The 17,517-nt window shown below is 31.0% G+C and carries 15 protein-coding genes; 7 read left to right on the top strand and 8 right to left on the bottom strand.

All coding sequences use genetic code 11. The features are described from left to right. Positions 1-17: 17 nt before the first annotated feature. The 3 genes from H9W90_RS01910 to H9W90_RS01900 all read right to left on the bottom strand — a co-directional run bounded on the left by H9W90_RS01910 (position 18) and on the right by H9W90_RS01900 (position 1,302). Positions 18-275, bottom strand: a complete 258-nt coding sequence (locus H9W90_RS01910; protein ID WP_187482794.1) for a DUF6952 family protein — start codon at positions 273-275, stop codon at positions 18-20. A 3-nt stretch (positions 276-278) separates the two neighbouring features. Further along, on the bottom strand, positions 279-587 hold the full coding sequence (locus tag H9W90_RS01905) for a thioredoxin family protein (protein WP_187482793.1): 309 nt from the start codon (positions 585-587) through the stop codon (positions 279-281). A 73-nt stretch (positions 588-660) separates the two neighbouring features. Further along, positions 661-1,302 carry a peroxiredoxin gene (locus H9W90_RS01900; RefSeq protein ID WP_187482792.1) on the bottom strand — a complete coding sequence of 214 codons (642 nt, stop codon included), beginning with the start codon at positions 1,300-1,302 and terminating at the stop codon, positions 661-663. A gap of 265 nt (positions 1,303-1,567) precedes the next feature. Between H9W90_RS01900 and katG the strand changes: the two genes are divergently transcribed. Continuing rightward, positions 1,568-3,781, top strand: a complete 2,214-nt coding sequence (gene katG, locus H9W90_RS01895) for a catalase/peroxidase HPI (protein ID WP_187482791.1) — start codon at positions 1,568-1,570, stop codon at positions 3,779-3,781. Positions 3,782-3,881: 100 nt separating this feature from the next. Here katG and H9W90_RS01890 read toward each other — a convergent pair whose 3' ends face one another. The 5 genes from H9W90_RS01890 to H9W90_RS01870 all read right to left on the bottom strand — a co-directional run bounded on the left by H9W90_RS01890 (position 3,882) and on the right by H9W90_RS01870 (position 9,017). After that, positions 3,882-4,583 (bottom strand): class I SAM-dependent methyltransferase, encoded by a 702-nt coding sequence (locus tag H9W90_RS01890; protein WP_187482790.1) that lies wholly within the window; start codon positions 4,581-4,583, stop codon positions 3,882-3,884. An 11-nt stretch (positions 4,584-4,594) separates the two neighbouring features. Continuing rightward, positions 4,595-5,758, bottom strand: a complete 1,164-nt coding sequence (locus H9W90_RS01885) for a sigma-54-dependent transcriptional regulator (protein ID WP_187482789.1) — start codon at positions 5,756-5,758, stop codon at positions 4,595-4,597. 75 nt (positions 5,759-5,833) lie between these two features. Next, positions 5,834-6,757, bottom strand: a complete 924-nt coding sequence (locus tag H9W90_RS01880; protein WP_187482788.1) for a mechanosensitive ion channel family protein — start codon at positions 6,755-6,757, stop codon at positions 5,834-5,836. After that, positions 6,758-8,083 (bottom strand): ABC transporter permease, encoded by a 1,326-nt coding sequence (locus tag H9W90_RS01875; RefSeq protein ID WP_187482787.1) that lies wholly within the window; start codon positions 8,081-8,083, stop codon positions 6,758-6,760. A gap of 4 nt (positions 8,084-8,087) precedes the next feature. Next, complete coding sequence (locus H9W90_RS01870; RefSeq protein WP_187482786.1) at positions 8,088-9,017, bottom strand: ABC transporter ATP-binding protein; 930 nt, start codon at positions 9,015-9,017, stop codon at positions 8,088-8,090. 178 nt (positions 9,018-9,195) lie between these two features. On the opposite strand from H9W90_RS01870, the gene H9W90_RS01865 reads away from it, so the two are divergent. From H9W90_RS01865 to H9W90_RS01840, 6 genes are all read left to right on the top strand, one after another. Further along, positions 9,196-9,654: a MarR family winged helix-turn-helix transcriptional regulator gene (locus H9W90_RS01865; RefSeq protein ID WP_187482785.1), complete on the top strand. Its 459-nt coding sequence runs from the start codon at positions 9,196-9,198 to the stop codon at positions 9,652-9,654. Positions 9,655-9,664: 10 nt separating this feature from the next. Next, positions 9,665-12,070 (top strand): 3-hydroxyacyl-CoA dehydrogenase/enoyl-CoA hydratase family protein, encoded by a 2,406-nt coding sequence (locus tag H9W90_RS01860; RefSeq protein WP_187482784.1) that lies wholly within the window; start codon positions 9,665-9,667, stop codon positions 12,068-12,070. A gap of 74 nt (positions 12,071-12,144) precedes the next feature. Then, positions 12,145-13,335, top strand: coding sequence for an acetyl-CoA C-acyltransferase (locus H9W90_RS01855; RefSeq protein WP_187482783.1), 1,191 nt, complete (start codon positions 12,145-12,147; stop codon positions 13,333-13,335). 150 nt (positions 13,336-13,485) lie between these two features. Then, a complete protein-coding gene (locus H9W90_RS01850; protein ID WP_187482782.1) occupies positions 13,486-15,282 on the top strand; it encodes an acyl-CoA dehydrogenase FadE in 1,797 nt (598 codons plus the stop codon). Between the two features lie 236 nt (positions 15,283-15,518). Next, entirely contained in the window at positions 15,519-16,469 is a 951-nt protein-coding gene (locus tag H9W90_RS01845) for a mechanosensitive ion channel family protein (protein WP_187482781.1), read from the top strand. A 145-nt stretch (positions 16,470-16,614) separates the two neighbouring features. Next, positions 16,615-17,517: a septum formation inhibitor Maf gene (locus H9W90_RS01840; protein ID WP_187482780.1), complete on the top strand. Its 903-nt coding sequence runs from the start codon at positions 16,615-16,617 to the stop codon at positions 17,515-17,517.

Raw genomic sequence — 17,517 nt, 5'->3', positions numbered from 1 at the left:
AATTATATTAACTAAAGTTAGTTATCTATAGATCCTAAAACACGTTTCATAAAAGTATTTAACGCATCTTTTTTAGGTGTACCTTCTTTTACCATTTTATCTACTTCAATAGCACCATACATATTAGAAATTAACTCACCAATAACATCTAATTCTTCATCTTTTAATGAAGGAACTTCAGTTAAAGCCTCTAATGTTTCAATCGTTTCTAAAACGTAATCTTGATCGTTTTCTTCAATAAAACTAGTCAAATGCTTAATTACTGGTAATTTCATAACTTAAACTAATTCGTTAACTAAATCTTTTAAAACATCAAACTTGTTCGTTTGAGTTTGATTTTTCTTTTCTCCATTTTCAAAAATTGCAAATGTTGGTAAATTACTTACGTCTGCTAATTTTCTACTTTCTGGAAACTTTTCTGCATCAACAATTACAAACTTAATTGTATCCATTTCTGTTGCCAATTTCTTAAACTTTGGCTTCATAATTCTACAATTTCCACACCATGTTGCAGAGTATTGTACAATTACTTTTTCGTTTCCATTTACAATAACTTGTAAATTGTCTTCTGTTAATTCTTGTACCATAACTATTTATTTTTTAAAAGGATTCGTGCTCTTGTCCCCCAACGCAAACACGAATGTTTTCCTTTTTAATTTATTAATGACTTGCTAAATATGCAGCTGTACCTTTTGCGTTTGGCGACATTGCATCTTTACCTTCTTCCCAGTTTGCTGGACAAACTTCTCCGTTTGTTTGAACATGAGAATATGCATCAATTAAACGTAAAAACTCATTTACATTTCTACCAACTGGCATATGATTAATTCCTTCATGAAAAACAGTTCCTTCTTCGTCAATTAAATAAGTAGCTCTATAAGTTACATTATCTCCCTCAACTTGAATTGTTTGAGAAACCTCATCAAAAGTTTCGTTTGTAATATCTAAGATCCCTAAAATTGATGATAAATTACGATTAGAGTCTGCTAAAATTGGGTAAGTTACACCTTCAATTCCACCATTATCTTTAGAAGTGCTTAACCAAGCAAAATGTACTTCTGGAGTATCACAAGAAGCACCAATTACAACTGTATTTCTTTTTTCGAATTCTCCTAAAGCTGCTTGAAAAGCATGTAATTCTGTAGGACATACAAATGTAAAATCTTTAGGATACCAAAATAATAACACTTTCTTCTTGTTATTAACTGCTTCCTCTAAAACATTTACCTTAAATGTATCACCCATTTCATTCATTGCGTCTACATTTAAATCTGGAAATTTCTTACCTACTATTGTTGCCATTTTTATATAATTTTTAATGTTAAATATTCTTTATTTCTGGTACAAATATACACTGTAAATACAGCCTAAAAAAAACTCTAAAACTTTTATTTTTTATATTACAATAAGATTTATTTATGTTAGAAATTCTTAAAATAAGATTTAAAGAAATCAACAATAAATAATTAAAATCTATTTTAATATAAAAACTATAAATAAAACTAATTGATGAATGCGTTTCAAAAAATTGTAAATTTGAAATTATTAAACTTAAAAAAATTTCACAATGAATAATACTGATAGTTTTGATATAAATGAAGATGCTAGTAAATGTCCTTTTATGGGCGGTACTCAAAAAAAATCTGCTGGCGGAGGAACAAGCAATAGAGATTGGTGGCCAAATGAATTAAAATTAAATATTTTACGTCAAAATGCTTCAAAATCAAATCCAATGGGAGAAGATTTTGATTATGCATCAGCATTCAATAGTGTAGATTTTGATGCATTAAAAAAAGATGTTACCAACTTAATGACAGATTCACAAGATTGGTGGCCTGCAGATTATGGTCATTATGGTGGTTTTATGATTCGTATGGCTTGGCACAGCGCTGGAACTTACAGAGTTGGAGATGGAAGAGGTGGTGCAGCATCTGGAAACCAACGTTTTGCTCCTTTAAATAGTTGGCCAGACAATGGTAATTTAGACAAAGCTCGTTTGTTATTATGGCCTATAAAAAAGAAATATGGAAATAAAATTTCTTGGGCAGACTTAATGATTCTTGCAGGAAATTGTGCTTTAGAATCTATGGGCTTTCCTACTTTTGGTTTTGCTGGAGGAAGAGAAGATGTTTGGGAGCCAGAACAAGATATTTATTGGGGAAGTGAAACAGGTTGGTTAGATAATGATGAGAGATATGACACAAGTGATGGTGATTTAGAAGGTCATTTAGGAGCAGCACACATGGGCTTAATTTATGTAAATCCTGAAGGGCCAAATGGCGTTCCAGATCCTTTAAAGTCTGCTCATGATATTAAGATTACGTTCGAACGTATGGCTATGAATGATGAAGAAACTGTGGCTTTAGTTGCTGGTGGTCATACTTTTGGAAAAGCACACGGAGCTGCGGATCCAGAAAAGTATGTTGGTAAAGAGCCTCATGGCGCTTCCATTGAAGAAATGAGTACAGGTTGGAAAAATTCTTTTGGAACGGGTGTTTTAGATGATACTATAACAAGTGGAATTGAAGGTGCTTGGACACCAAACCCAACAAGATGGGATAATGAATATTTTGATGTTTTATTAAATTATGATTGGGAATTAACTAAAAGTCCTGCTGGTGCTCATCAATGGACACCTACTGCTGAGTCAAATGCAAGAATGGCTCCTAAAGCTGGTGATGCAAATGGTAAACAGGCTTTAATGATGACTACTGCTGATATGGCTTTAAAAATGGATCCAACATATTTAGAAATATCTAAACGTTTTCATAATGACCACAAAGCTTTTGAAGATGCTTTTGCTAGAGCTTGGTACAAATTAACTCACAGAGATATGGGACCAATTTCTCGTTATTTAGGTCCAGAAATTCCAAGTGAAGAATTGCTTTGGCAAGATCCAATTCCAACTGTAAATTATAAGTTATCTGATACTGATATTTTATCATTGAAAAAAATGATTTTAGATAGTGGTTTAACAGTGTCTCAACTAGTTTCTACAGCATGGGCTTCTGCTTCTACTTATAGAGATTCTGACAAACGTGGTGGTGCAAATGGAGCTAGAATCCGTTTAGAACCTCAAAAAAATTGGGATGTTAATAAACCAGAAGAATTACAAATTGTATTAGCTACTTATGAAAAAATTCAAGCCAATTTTAATGGCACAGTTTCAATAGCTGATTTAATTGTTTTAGGTGGTAATGTTGGTATTGAAGAAGCTGCAAAAAATGCAGGACACTCTATTTCAGTTCCTTTTTCTCAAGGAAGAGGAGATGCTTCTCAAGAACAAACTGATGTAGAATCTTTTGCATATTTAGAACCTTTAGCAGATGGGTTTAGAAACTATGTAAACCCAAAATTAAAAAATGTGGCAGCCGAAGATTTATTAGTTGATAAAGCTAATTTATTAACGCTTTCTATTCCAGAAATGACCGTTCTTGTGGGTGGTTTACGTGTTTTAGGTGCAAATTATGACAATTCTAAACATGGTGTTTTTACTGACAAGATAGGAAATTTAACAAACGATTTCTTTGCCAATATTCTTGATTTTTCATTCACATGGAAAGCTGCTAATTCTGAAGAAAAAGAATTTATTGGACGTGATAGAAGAACAAATGCTATGAAGTTTTCTGGAACTCGTGCTGATTTAATTTTTGGTTCTAACACAGAATTAAGAGCTATTGCAGAAGTTTACGGAGCAAATGATGGACAAGAAAAATTTGTTAATGACTTTGTAACTGCTTGGACTAAAGTGATGAATTTAGATCGTTTCGATTTAAAATAAAGTTAAAAGCTTAATTAAAAAAAGCCGCTTCTAATGAAGTGGCTTTTTTTTTTAGTTTATTCCTGGTTTTATTTACTAATTAAATAATAATTGATAAACATTATTCTTTTAATTTTAAAACATAAAAAACTTGGGTATTTAAGGTTCTTAAAAAACTTAATGGCGAAAAAACTTTGTTAATTCTCTTTAAACTCTCTTTTTCAAATACATTTTCTAATTTTTTATAATTAAAACCAATGTGAGTTAAGAAATAATTATCTTTTTTAGATCTTTGTATATCCCTATAAAATAAGGCTTTTATAATATTCTTAAAATTGGTATCTCTCTCTAACTGACTAATAGAAACTCGTACTATATTTTTTAAAAGTGATGCAAAACCAACTTCCACAGGAACCGAAATTACAATCTTACCATTAGGTTTTAACTTATTTTTTATTTCATTTATTAATTTAGATTGATATTCTTCAGAAAAATGCTCAAGAACTTCTAAACAATAAATTGTATTAAATTTGTCGCTAACGTTTTCTAAATTATTAATTAAGTTGATACTTGAATCAGAAATATTGTTTTCTAATTGCTCAAACATATCATCTACAGGCTCATAACCAGATATTTTTGCTTTGGTTTTTTCTCTTAATAAACTTAAAAAATATCCATCTCCAGTTCCAAAATCTAAAACAGAGCTTTCATCATTAAAACTTACTAGTTCTAAAGCTTTCTGAAAACGTTTATTGTGCGAGAATCTTTTAAAAAAAGAACGGTTTTTAATAGTTAAATTCGAATAGATATATTTTTTGGTCATCTATTTTTTAACTATTTACTAGCAAATAATTTTACATCATTTTCTGAAACTTCTTTTTCTCCTAAAATAATTAAACGTTCTACTACATTTCTTAATTCACGAATATTCCCTGTCCAATCATATTCTTGCAATAATTTAATTGCATTTAAAGAAAATGTCTTTTTGGGTGTACCTTGTTCTTTAGATATTTTATTAGCGAAAAATTCTACTAATAAAGGAATATCTTCTCTTCTCTCATTTAAAGCTGGTACTTTAATTAAAATAACAGCTAATCTGTGATATAAATCTTCTCTAAATCTGCCTTCAGCAATTTCTTCTGTTAAATTTTTATTTGTTGCTGCCACTACTCTAACGTTAACTTTTATGTCTTTGTCAGATCCTACTCTAGAAATTCTACTTTCTTGCAAAGCACGTAGCACTTTTGCTTGAGCAGATAAACTCATATCTCCTATTTCATCCAAGAAAATAGTTCCACCATTCGCAGCTTCAAACTTACCAGCCCTATCTTTATTTGCTCCGGTAAAAGAACCTTTAACGTGACCAAAAAGTTCGCTTTCTATTAGTTCTGATGGAATGGCAGCACAATTTACTTCAATCATTGGTGCTTTTACTCTATCTGATTTTTCGTGTAACCAATGTGCTACTAGTTCTTTTCCTGTTCCATTTGGTCCTGTAATTAGAACTCTTGCATCTGTTGCTGCAACCTTTTCTATGATTTCTTTAATGTGCGAAATTGCATCACTATCTCCAATCATTTCGTAGTTCTTACTAACTTTTTTCTTTAAACGTTTATTTTCTACAACCAACACTTTTTTCTCTAAAGCATTCCTAACTGTATTTAAAAGTCTGTTTAAATCTGGTGGTTTAGAAATATAATCGAAAGCTCCTAAACGCATTGTATTAACTGCTGTATCTAGATCTCCGTGACCAGAAATCATAACAATTGGTATTTCTGGTTTTATCTTTTTAGCTTTTTCTAAAACCTCTACACCATCCATTTTTGGCATTTTAATATCGCATAAAACTAAATCATAATCGTTGTTCTTTATCATTTCGATTCCTAACAAACCATCTTCTGCTTCTTCAACCTTATAAGCATCATTTTCTTCAGAAATAATTTTTGTTAAAACTCTTCTAATTGCTGCTTCGTCTTCTATTATTAGTATTTTACTCATTTTATAGTTTCAAAATTTAAAAGTTCTATCGATAATCTTTTTATCAAAAAAAACTTTATACTTTATAAGTATGTATTAATCTTCTTCTTTTTTTAGGTTTTCTTTTGTAGTGTTTTCATTTAAAACAACTTCAGTTTTATTCAGTGGAAAAAAATGCACATCTCTCTGTGGAAAAGGTATGGTTACATTATTTTCTCTAAAAGCTTTGTCTATTGCAAAACGTAAATCACTTTGCACAAATCTTGTTTCGAAACTGTCATTTAAAGAGAAGACGAGTTTAAAATTTAATGAACTATCTGCAAAATCTGTAAATAAAACATTTGGTTCGGGAATTTTTAAAATTTTATTATGATTTTTAGTAGTATCTAACAAGATTTTTTTTACAAGTTCTACATCGCTTCCATAAGAAACACCAACAGTTACAGACTCTCTTGTTTCTGACCCATTCTCTGTCCAATTAAATAAAATATTAGTTAAGTATAAATGATTAGGAATTACCAAAACCTTATTGTCTATAGTTACAGCTCTGGTTGTTCTTAAACGAATATCTAAAACACGACCTACTTTACCTTCTAACTCAATAATATCTCCAACATGAACAGATTTATCAACTAAAATAAATATTCCAGAAATAATATCTTGAAACAATGTTTGCAATGCTAAACCTACACCAATTAACAATGCTGCTGATGCCGCAAAAACTGCTGTAACATTTACTCCTGAAGAATGCATTGCTATTAAAAATATTACCAAAAAGACAAACCATCTTATATAACTGAAAACAGTTATAAATTTATATTTATCATTTGCCGGCATATTTCTAGTAATAAACCTTCTAACCAACTTTAGAATAAAAGCTGTTAAAATTAGTGCAACCGCAACAAACAAAAGTCCTTTAACGGTTATGCTTATTTCTTTACTAAAGACAAAAGTATAGTCTAGAATAGAATTTGCTTCTTCTACAATGGTATCTGCTACTTGCTCAATTTTATCTTGCATTTATCCTTTATATTTTATCCATTTATATAAGTCTTTATAAGTTGGTTTTTTACCATACATTAAAATACCAACTCTATAAATTTTGGATGCTAACCAAACCATAAATACAAAAGTAACTAATAATAATGTCATAGAAATTGCTAATTCTGTCCAAGAAACCCCAAAAGGAACTCTCATTAACATAACTATTGGGCTTGTAAAAGGAATATGAGAAAACAGCACAGCAATAGAGCCATGTGGGTCGTTTATAACCGTTGCAAAACCAACATAAACTCCTAAAATTAAAGGTAACATAATTGGCAACATAAATTGTTGTGTGTCTGTTTCATTATCTACTGCTGCGCCAACTGCTGCAAACATAGAACTGTATAACATAAAACCTCCTAAAAAGTAAAAGATAAATAATACAAACAACTTTAAAATTGGTAATCCTAATATTTCTTGAACAATAATTTGCATTTTATCTCCACTAGCTGCTTGTTTTGCTGCTTCTAATTGATCTGCTGGTAATTTAGATGTTTGCATTTCTACTACATCTACACCAAATACTGAAGAAGCAACTGTGGTAATAATAAATAAAATAATTCCCCAAATAAAGAATTGCAACAATCCAGCAGAAGCATTACCAATAATTTTACCCAACATTAATTGAAAAGGTTTTACTGATGAAACAATGATTTCTATAATTCTACTTGTCTTTTCTTCTATAACACTTCTCATTACAGAAGTTCCGTAAATCATTACAAACATCATTAACAAATAACCTGCAATTGCTCCTACTCCAATCTTTAATCCGTTTATTAATTTTGATGATTCTTCGCCAGAAAAATTAAACATTTTAATATTTGTATTAATTTTTGATGCTTCTATTTTTTCTAAATCAATGCCAAAATTATTCAGTTTTTCATTTCTAAATTTTGTTTCAACTTTACTTTCTAATGAATTCATTACAGACATTCCAGGAGAATCTTTAGAATAAAACTCAATCGACTTTGCTAAAATCTCTAAACTATCTTGCTTCGGAATGTATAATACTCCATAATAATCTCCATCTTCAACCTTCTTTTTAGTTTCTTGTATTCCTAACGGAGTAAAGTCCTGATAGTGAACTGTTTTTGTATCTTTAAAATCGTCTTTAGAAAACAAACCAGATTCGTCTACATATACAATTTCTTTAATTTTTTCGTCGTTCTTTTTCATTAAAAAGAAAACCAAAGCTCCCATCCCAACCATTAAAATCGGACTTAAAAAAGTCATAATTAAAAATGATTTATTCCTAACCTTTGCAATAAATTCTCTGTGAATAATTAGTTTTAACTTGCTCATTTTCTTACTTATTTTTATTTATTGCTTGAATAAAAATGTCATTTGCACTTGGTATTAACTCTACAAAATGCTGTACTTCTCCTCTACTTGTTAGAAATGATAATAAGTCGTTTGCAGAATTATTCTGATTCAATTTAACATTTAAAGTCAACTCGTTTCCTAATAACTTAAAATCAGCAGGAAAAACCTCAAAATTCTCTTTTAATTTAGCCTCCACTTCTTTTGGGTTAGCTGTATTTAAACCAACTTGAAAAGTATGTGTTCTAAACTCTCGTTTAATGTCAACTAACTTTCCATCTAAAATTTTATTCGATTTATCTATCAAAGCAATTTCATCACACATTTCTTCTACAGATTCCATTCTATGTGTCGAGAAAATAATGGTTGCGCCTTCATCTCTTAATTGTAAAATTTCTTTTGCTATTAATTGTGCGTTTATTGGGTCGAAACCAGAAAAAGGTTCATCAAAAATTAATAATTTAGGATTGTGCATAACCGTAACAATAAACTGTACTTTTTGCGCCATTCCTTTTGATAATTCTTCGATTTTCTTATTCCACCATGCAGAAATATCAAACTTATCGAACCAATATTTTAAGCGTTTTTTAGCTTCAGATTTAGACAAACCTTTTAGTTGTGCTAAATACAATGCTTGTTCACCAACTTTCATAGATTTATACAAACCTCTTTCTTCTGGCAAATAACCTATTTGTGCAGTATGATGTGGCGCCAAAGCTTCTCCATCTAAAATAATAGATCCAGCATCTGGCATTGTTATTTGATTTACAATTCTAATTAATGATGTTTTTCCTGCGCCATTTGGTCCTAATAAGCCAAAAACACATCCTTTAGGAATATGAATGGAAACATCATTTAATGCTCTAAAATCTCCATAATTTTTTACAACATTATTAACTTCTAATAAATTTTTCATCGATTATTATTGGTTTTTCTGAAAGCTACAAGTAACTACAAACTTACATATTTTCTATCTATTAGTGTATAAATGATCATAAACGTTACAACTTAATTTTTTGTTAAATTTACTATGCACGCATAACTTTTTTCAAATTTACTATGCGTGCATAATAAATTTTTATATCTTTGATGCAATGAATAAGCATAAATCCATAGATCATCAATTAAGAGCAACTTGGCAAGCAGTTGCAAAGCTGTATAATGAACAGGCAGCAAATCATAACAGTACAATGGCAACAGCTTTTGTGCTATTAAATATTGATAAAGAAAACGGAACTCCTTCTACAGCTTTAGGTCCTTTAATGGGGATGGAACCAACAAGTCTTTCTAGAATTTTAAAAAATATGGAAGATAAAGGTGCTATTTGCAGAGAGAAAAATCCTGAAGATGGAAGAAGTGTTATCATAAAATTGACAGATTATGGTAAAGAAATGCGTGCAGTTTCTAAAGGGCATGTAATTCAGTTTAATGAAACTGTTGCAAAAAATGTGTCAGAAAAAGATTTGGAAGGTTTCTTTAATGTAACCTCAACTATAAATAAATTAATCGCTGACAAAGATATTTATTCAGAAGTTAGTAATAAAGCAGTATAAAATCAAACAAATGACTAGAAGAATTAAAAAAGTAGCAATTATTGGTTCCGGTATTATGGGATCTGGTATTGCATGTCACTTTGCAAACATTGGCGTAGAAGTTCTTTTGTTGGACATCGTTCCAAGAGAATTAAACGACAAAGAAAAAGCAAAAGGATTAACGTTAGAAGACAAAGTTGTTCGTAATCGTTTAGTAAACGATGCATTATCAGCTTCATTAAATTCAAAACCTTCACCTATTTATAGTAAGAAATTCGCAGACAGAATTACCACTGGTAATTTAGAAGACGATATTGCTAAAGTAGCAGATGTAGATTGGATTATGGAAGTTGTTGTGGAAAGACTAGATATCAAAAAAATAGTTTTTGAAAAACTAGAAAAACACAGAACTCCAGGAACGTTAATTACTTCTAACACTTCTGGTATTCCTATCAAGTTTATGAATGAAGGAAGAAGTGAAGATTTCCAAAAGCATTTTGCGGTAACTCACTTTTTTAATCCTCCAAGATATTTAAAGTTATTTGAGGTTGTTCCAGGACCAAACTGTAAACAAGAAGTTACAGATTTCTTAATGGAATATGGAGATAAATTTTTAGGTAAAACTTCTGTTTTAGCTAAAGATACTCCTGCATTTATTGGAAATAGAATTGGAATCTTCGGAATTATGAGTTTATTTCACGTTGTAAAAGACATGGGGTTAACTATTGAAGAAGTAGATAAATTGACGGGTCCAGTTATTGGAAGACCAAAATCTGCAACATTTAGAACAATTGATGTAGTTGGTTTAGACACTTTGGTTCACACAGCAAATGGTGTAAAAGACAATTGCCCTAATGATGAAATGAAAGATCAATTTGTAATTCCTGATTTTGTAAACCACATGATGGAAAACAAAATGTTAGGAAGTAAAACCAAACAAGGTTTTTACAAAATGACCAAAGATGCTAATGGAAAAAGAAACATTTTATCATTAGACTTAAATACTTTAGAATATAGAGAAAAGAAATCTGCAAAATTTGCAACTTTAGAATTAACGAAAACGATTGATAATGTAACTGATAGATTTAAAGTTTTAGTTGCTGGAAAAGACAAAGCTGGAGAATTTTACAGAAAATCTTTCGGAGCAATGTTTGCCTATGTTCAAAATAGAATTCCAGAAATTTCTGACGAATTATATAGAATTGATGATGGTTTAAGAGCTGGATTTGGTTGGGAACATGGTCCTTTTCAAATTTGGGATGCAGTTGGTATTGCCAAAGGTGTTGAGATTATGAAAGCGGAAGGACATGAAGTTGCAACTTGGGTTACAGAAATGTTAGCAAGTGGTAACGAATCTTTCTATACAGTAAAAGAAGGAGCAACTCATTATTATGATATTCCTTCGAAAAAACAAACTAAAAAACCAGGTCAAGATTCATTTATCATTTTAGATAATATTAGAAAATCTAGCGAAGTTTGGAAAAACTCTGGTGCAGTAATTGAAGATTTAGGTGATGGAATTTTAAATTTAGAATTCCAATCTAAAATGAATACAATTGGTGGTGATGTTTTAGCAGCAGTTAATAAAGCAATTGATTTAGCTGAAAAAAATTACCAAGGTTTAGTTGTAGGAAATCAAGCAGCAAACTTTTCTGTTGGAGCAAATATCGGAATGATATTTATGATGGCAGCAGAACAAGAATATGATGAGCTAAACATGGCTATTAAATATTTCCAAGATACAATGATGCGCATGCGTTATTCTGCAATTCCAACTATTTCTGCTCCTCATGGAATGGCTTTAGGTGGTGGATGTGAAATTTCTTTACATGCAGATAAAGTAGTTGCAGCAGCAGAAACTTATATGGGATTAGTAGAATTTGGAGTAGGTGTTATTCCAGGTGGTGGTGGTTCTAAAGAAATGGCTCTACGTGCATCAGACACTTTTAGAAAAGGAGATGTTCAGTTAAATGTTTTACAAGAAAATTTCTTAACTATCGGTACTGCAAAAGTAGCAACTTCTGCTTACGAAGCTTTCGATTTAGGTTTACTTCAACATGGAAAAGATGTTGTTGTCGTAAATAAAGATAGACAAATTGCTGAAGCAAAAAAACACGCTATTTTAATGGCTGAAGCTGGTTATACACAGCCTGTTTCACGTAAAGACGTGTTAGTTTTAGGTAAACAAGCTTTGGGTGCTTTTATGGTAGCTACAGATTCTATGCAAGCAAGTAGATTTATTTCTGAACACGATCAGAAAATTGCAAACAAATTAGCCTATGTAATGGCTGGTGGAGATTTATCAGAACCAACAAAAGTTTCTGAACAGTATTTATTAGACTTAGAACGTGAAGCGTTTTTAAGTTTATGTACAGAACGTAAAACGTTAGAGCGTATTCAACACATGTTAAAAACTGGGAAACCGTTACGTAATTAGAACCAAGAACCAAGATAAAAGAACCATGACAGTCTTGTCTCTTGATTCTTGACTCTAAAAATCTTTAAAAAAAAATGAAAACAGTATATATAGTACAAGGATATAGAACAGCAGTAGCAAAATCTAAAAGAGGTGCATTCCGTTTTAAAAGAGCTGATGAATTAGCTGCAGAAACTATTCAACATTTAATGAAAAATTTACCAGAATTCGATAAAAAACGAATTGACGATGTAATTGTTGGTAATGCAATGCCAGAAGGTTCTCAAGGACTAAACATGGCACGTTTAATCTCTTTAATGGGATTAGAAATTGTTGATGTTCCTGGTGTAACCGTAAATCGTTTTTGTTCTTCAGGAATAGAAACTATTGCAATGGCAGTTGCTAAAATTCAATCTGGAATGGCAGATTGTATTATTGCAGGTGGCGCAGAAAGCATGAGTTCTGTACCAATGACAGGTTTTAAACCAGAGTTAAACTACGATACAGTTGCAGATGGTCACGCAGATTATTATTGGGGAATGGGAAACACAGCAGAAGCTGTTGCAGAGAAATACAATGTTTCTCGTAAAGACCAAGATGAGTTTGCTTTAAATTCTCATTTAAAAGCATTAAAAGCACAAGCTGAAGACCGTTTTCAAGATCAAATTGTACCTATAGAAGTTGAAGAAACTTTTGTAGATGCAAATGGAAAAAAAGCAACAAGAAAATATACAGTAAGCAAAGATGAAGGACCAAGAAAAGGATCTAACATTGCTGGCCTAGAACGTTTACGCCCAGTTTTTGCAACGAACGGAAGTGTTACTGCAGGTAATTCATCTCAAACAAGTGATGGTGCTGCTTTTGTTATGGTGATGAGTGAAGACATGGTAAAGGAATTAAACATCAAACCAATTGCAAGATTGGTAAGTTACGCTGCAGCTGGTGTAGAGCCAAGAATTATGGGAATTGGACCCGTTGCTGCAATTCCAAAAGCATTAAAACAAGCAGGATTAAAACAAGAAGACATTAGCTTAATTGAATTGAACGAAGCTTTTGCTTCTCAATCTTTAGCTGTAATTCGTGAATTAGGATTAGATGCAGACATCATTAACGTAAATGGTGGTGCAATTGCATTAGGACATCCATTAGGTTGTACAGGAGCAAAATTATCTGTTCAATTATTCGACGAAATGCGTAAGAGAAATATGCAAGGAAAATACGGAATGGTAACAATGTGTGTGGGAACTGGACAAGGTGCTGCAGGTATTTTCGAGTTCCTTAATTAAGAACAAAGAGTTGAGAAACATAAAGAGAAATCTTGGTTTCTAATCAAAATAAAAATTAACAAGTTTCGAAGAAAAAACAGAAGATTTTTAAGATATCATCTAGAATCTATTCTCTCTTTTCTTTCTTCTAAAAATATTAAAACAACAAAAATGGCAGAATTATTAAGAGGAGGACAATTCCTAGTGAAAGAAACTAATTGTGAAGACGTTTTTACTCCAGAAGATTTTACAGAAGAGCAGCAAATGATGAAAGAAGCTGTTATGGAATTTAATGACAGAGAAATCATTCCTCATAAAGCTCGTTTTGAAGCTAAAGATTATGCATTAACAGAAGATGTAATGCGTAAAGCTGGAGAATTAGGTTTTTTAGGTGTTGCTGTACCTGAAGAATTTGGTGGATTAGGAATGGGATTTGTTTCTACAATGTTAACTTGTGATTATATTTCAAGTGGAACAGGTTCTTTTAGTACTGCTTTTGGTGCTCATACAGGAATTGGAACAATGCCAATTACTTTATATGGAACACAAGAACAAAAAGAAAAATATGTTCCTAAATTAGCAACAGGAGAATGGTTTGGAGCGTATTGTTTAACAGAACCTGGAGCTGGTTCTGATGCCAATTCAGGAAAAACAACTGCTGAATTATCTGCTGATGGAAAATCATACAAGATTAATGGACAAAAAATGTGGATTTCTAACGCAGGTTTTTGTCGTTTAATGATTGTTTTTGCACGTATTGAAGGTGATAAAAACATTACTGGTTTTATTGTAGAATATGATAAAGACAATGCAAACGGAATTACTTTAGGTGAAGAAGAGCACAAATTAGGAATTAGAGCTTCATCTACAAGACAAGTATTTTTTAATGATACTGTCGTTCCTGTAGAAAATATGTTAGCTGGTCGTGGTGAAGGTTTTAAAATTGCCATGAATGCTTTAAATGTTGGTCGTATTAAATTAGCTGCGGCTTGTTTAGATTCTCAAAGAAGAGTTGTTACTCATGCAGTAAAATATGCTACAGAACGTAAACAATTTAAAACTCCTATTGCAGATTTTGGTGCAATTAAAGTAAAGTTAGCAGAAATGACAACTGATGCTTATGTTGGTGAATCTGCTTCTTATAGAGCTGCAAAAAATATCGAAGATAGAATTGCAATGAGAGTTGAAGCTGGAAACACGCATCAAGAAGCAGAGTTAAAAGGTGTTGAGGAATATGCAATTGAATGTTCTATTTTAAAAGTTGCCGTTTCTGAAGATGTACAAAATTGTGCAGATGAAGGAATTCAAATTTTTGGTGGAATGGGATTCTCTGAAGAAACTCCTATGGAATCTGCTTGGAGAGATGCTAGAATTGCTCGTATTTACGAAGGAACAAACGAAATTAATAGAATGCTTTCTGTAGGAATGTTAATCAAAAAAGCCATGAAAGGTCATGTTGATTTATTAGGTCCTGCAACTAAAGTACAAGAAGATTTAATGGGAATTCCTTCTTTTGAAACTCCAGATTTTTCTGAATTATTTTCTGAAGAAAAACACATGATTTCTAAATTGAAAAAAACGTTCTTAATGGTAGCTGGTTCTGCACTTCAAAAATATGGAGCTGATATGGAAAAGCACCAACAGTTATTAATTGCAGCTGCAGATATCTTAATTGAAATCTATATGGCAGAATCTGCAATTTTAAGAACAGAGAAAAATGCAAAACGTTTTGGAGAAGATTCTCAATCTGTACAAATTGCAATGTCTAAATTATATTTATACCACGCAGTAGATAAGATTGAAGAAAAAGGAAAAGAAAGTATTATTTCTTTTGCTGAAGGTGATGAGCAACGTATGTTATTAATGGGATTAAAGCGTTTTACTAAATATGCGAATTATCCAGATATTGTAGATTTACGTAATGAAATCGCAGAAAAAGTAAAAGCAGAAAATAAATACTGCTTCTAAAAAGCTCTTGATGTCAAAATGAGTGTTTAGAAAATATTTTTTCTTTTCACTCATACTGACAACTTTATAAATATTGAAAATTTTCTTAAACTATCAAAGGTTTTAGAATTAGTTGTTTGTTTAGAAAAGACCATCTTAATTGATGGTCTTTTTTTGTTTTGAGTTCATGTTAAATTGATTTCAGTTAAATTATTTCTATTTGTGTCCTTAATTTTACTGCATCAAAAAACAAACTTATGTTATCATTATTTATACAAGAAACACCTAAAGATCAAAAAGGAGAATTAGATGTTAACACACAAAGTATTATAGAAAAATTAGACACTTGGTTGGATGGTTTTATAAAAAACATTCCAAATATATTAGTCGCAATTTTAGTCTTTATTGCTTTTATTTATATCGCTCGTTTCTTTGGAAGAACTGTGAAAAAACTTCTAAAAAAGAGAGGAAGAGACAATTTCGGAGAAATTTTAGGAAGTTTTACCAAATGGGTTTTATTAATAGTTGGTGTAATGCTATCATTAACGATAATGTCTCCTAATTTAAGTCCGGCTGATTTAATTGCTGGTTTGGGTGTAAGTTCTGTAGCCATTGGTTTTGCATTTAAAGACATTTTACAAAACTGGTTAGCTGGTATATTAATTTTGATGAGAAGGCCTTTTGAAATTGGCGACCAAATTGTTGTAAATGGTTTTGAAGGAACTGTAGAACGAATTGAAACGAGAGCGACAATAATCAGACAATACAATGGAAAGAGAATTGTTGTTCCTAATAGTGAAATCTATACAAATTCTGTTAAAGTAATTACTGCTAACGATTTAATTCGTTCGCAATATGATATTGGTTTAGGTTATGACCAAGACAGAGAAAAAGCTATGCAAATTTTAAAAGAAACTATTGAAAACACAGAAGGTGTAAGTAGTGAAAAACCAGTAGATGTGTTACCTTGGGATCAAGCAGATAGTTGGTTGACAATTAGAGTTCGATGGTGGACAAATAGTGACAGACCAGATGTTGTTAAAGCGTTTTCTAAAGTTATTTTAAATACACAAAATGCGATGGATGAAGCAGGAATAGATTTACCTTTCCCAACTCAAATTGAAATTAAAAATGCACATAATTTTGAAGAATTAAAAGAAAAGGCAAATAATTCTAAAGAAAATAAAGAAGAGAAAAAAGAAGAATAATTCGATTTTAAAATATTTCTGAAAGACTTTCATTGTAAATAATGAAAGTCTTTTCTTTTAAGTAGATTTTCAAATGAAAATTAATAAAAATCTATCTTCTAATCCTTTCTTTATTATTGTAAATTAGTACTTTAAATATTATACGATGAAACTTTCACTAAAAATAGCACTTCCAATTTTTGCAACCACATTATTATTCGTTTTTTGTAATAATATGGAACCTAAAAAAACGACTACAAAATCTGTAGAAGTTGCTCAAAAGCATTCAAAATTTAACAACTATTGGTATCAAGGAAAAGCAGAAATAACTTCTTATAAATTATCGCAAAATAGGTATGGAGAAATCCATGAAGGAACAGCTGTAAACATTTTTGTTACGGAAGATTTTCTGCCTGAAAAACAAGTGAAAGCAGATAATAGAAATGATAAAAATATACCAATTCTAAAACTGAATAGCACTAAAAAATATGTAACAGGAATTTATCCATATTCTTTAATGACAAGTACCTTCTCTCCTATCAACACAAACGAAAATGCGATTAAAATTACTTTTTCTGCACAAGAATGGTGTGGAAATACTTTTGTTCAATTGAATAACAGAGAACAATTTAAAATTGATTTTCACTCGTATTTCGAAAGTAATGCTGATAGAAAATTGTCTCTGGAAAAAAATATTTTAGAAAATGAATTGTGGAATGTTTTACGAATAAATCCGAAGAATTTACCCATTGGAAAATTTGATATAATTCCCTCTTTTGAGTTTTTAGCTTTGAATCATCAAAAAATAAAAGCCTATAAAGCCGAAACTTCTTTAGATGAAAAAGAAGGTTTTATTGTGTATTCAATTAATTATCTTGAATTAGAAAGAACCTTAACTATAAAAGCTACTAAAGAATTTCCATTTATTATTGAAAGTTGGGAAGAAACTTCAAAAAGAAGAGGAAAAACGTTAACGACCAAAGCTGAAAAGATAAAGACAATACAATCTGCTTATTGGAGTAAAAATGGAGTTGCAGATACCCAAGAAAGAAAAAAATTAGGTTTATAA

The organism is Polaribacter pectinis (genome assembly GCF_014352875.1).
Lineage (GTDB): Bacteria > Bacteroidota > Bacteroidia > Flavobacteriales > Flavobacteriaceae > Polaribacter > Polaribacter pectinis.
The sequence above is the reverse complement of the archived record's forward strand: the minus strand, read 5'-3'. Positions and strand labels throughout refer to the sequence as shown.

What these genes read in the sequence shown, in the direction of transcription:
- H9W90_RS01910 (WP_187482794.1), bottom strand. Translation starts at nt 275, where the DNA reads ATGAAATTACCAGTAATTAAGCATTTGACTAGTTTTATTGAAGAAAAC.
- H9W90_RS01850 (WP_187482782.1), top strand. Translation starts at nt 13,486, where the DNA reads ATGGCAGAATTATTAAGAGGAGGACAATTCCTAGTGAAAGAAACTAAT.
- H9W90_RS01840 (WP_187482780.1), top strand. Translation starts at nt 16,615, where the DNA reads ATGAAACTTTCACTAAAAATAGCACTTCCAATTTTTGCAACCACATTA.
- katG (WP_187482791.1), top strand. Translation starts at nt 1,568, where the DNA reads ATGAATAATACTGATAGTTTTGATATAAATGAAGATGCTAGTAAATGT.
- H9W90_RS01870 (WP_187482786.1), bottom strand. Translation starts at nt 9,017, where the DNA reads ATGAAAAATTTATTAGAAGTTAATAATGTTGTAAAAAATTATGGAGAT.
- H9W90_RS01905 (WP_187482793.1), bottom strand. Translation starts at nt 587, where the DNA reads ATGGTACAAGAATTAACAGAAGACAATTTACAAGTTATTGTAAATGGA.
- H9W90_RS01900 (WP_187482792.1), bottom strand. Translation starts at nt 1,302, where the DNA reads ATGGCAACAATAGTAGGTAAGAAATTTCCAGATTTAAATGTAGACGCA.
- H9W90_RS01880 (WP_187482788.1), bottom strand. Translation starts at nt 6,757, where the DNA reads ATGCAAGATAAAATTGAGCAAGTAGCAGATACCATTGTAGAAGAAGCA.
- H9W90_RS01875 (WP_187482787.1), bottom strand. Translation starts at nt 8,083, where the DNA reads ATGAGCAAGTTAAAACTAATTATTCACAGAGAATTTATTGCAAAGGTT.
- H9W90_RS01865 (WP_187482785.1), top strand. Translation starts at nt 9,196, where the DNA reads ATGAATAAGCATAAATCCATAGATCATCAATTAAGAGCAACTTGGCAA.
- H9W90_RS01845 (WP_187482781.1), top strand. Translation starts at nt 15,519, where the DNA reads ATGTTATCATTATTTATACAAGAAACACCTAAAGATCAAAAAGGAGAA.
- H9W90_RS01890 (WP_187482790.1), bottom strand. Translation starts at nt 4,583, where the DNA reads ATGACCAAAAAATATATCTATTCGAATTTAACTATTAAAAACCGTTCT.
- H9W90_RS01860 (WP_187482784.1), top strand. Translation starts at nt 9,665, where the DNA reads ATGACTAGAAGAATTAAAAAAGTAGCAATTATTGGTTCCGGTATTATG.
- H9W90_RS01855 (WP_187482783.1), top strand. Translation starts at nt 12,145, where the DNA reads ATGAAAACAGTATATATAGTACAAGGATATAGAACAGCAGTAGCAAAA.
- H9W90_RS01885 (WP_187482789.1), bottom strand. Translation starts at nt 5,758, where the DNA reads ATGAGTAAAATACTAATAATAGAAGACGAAGCAGCAATTAGAAGAGTT.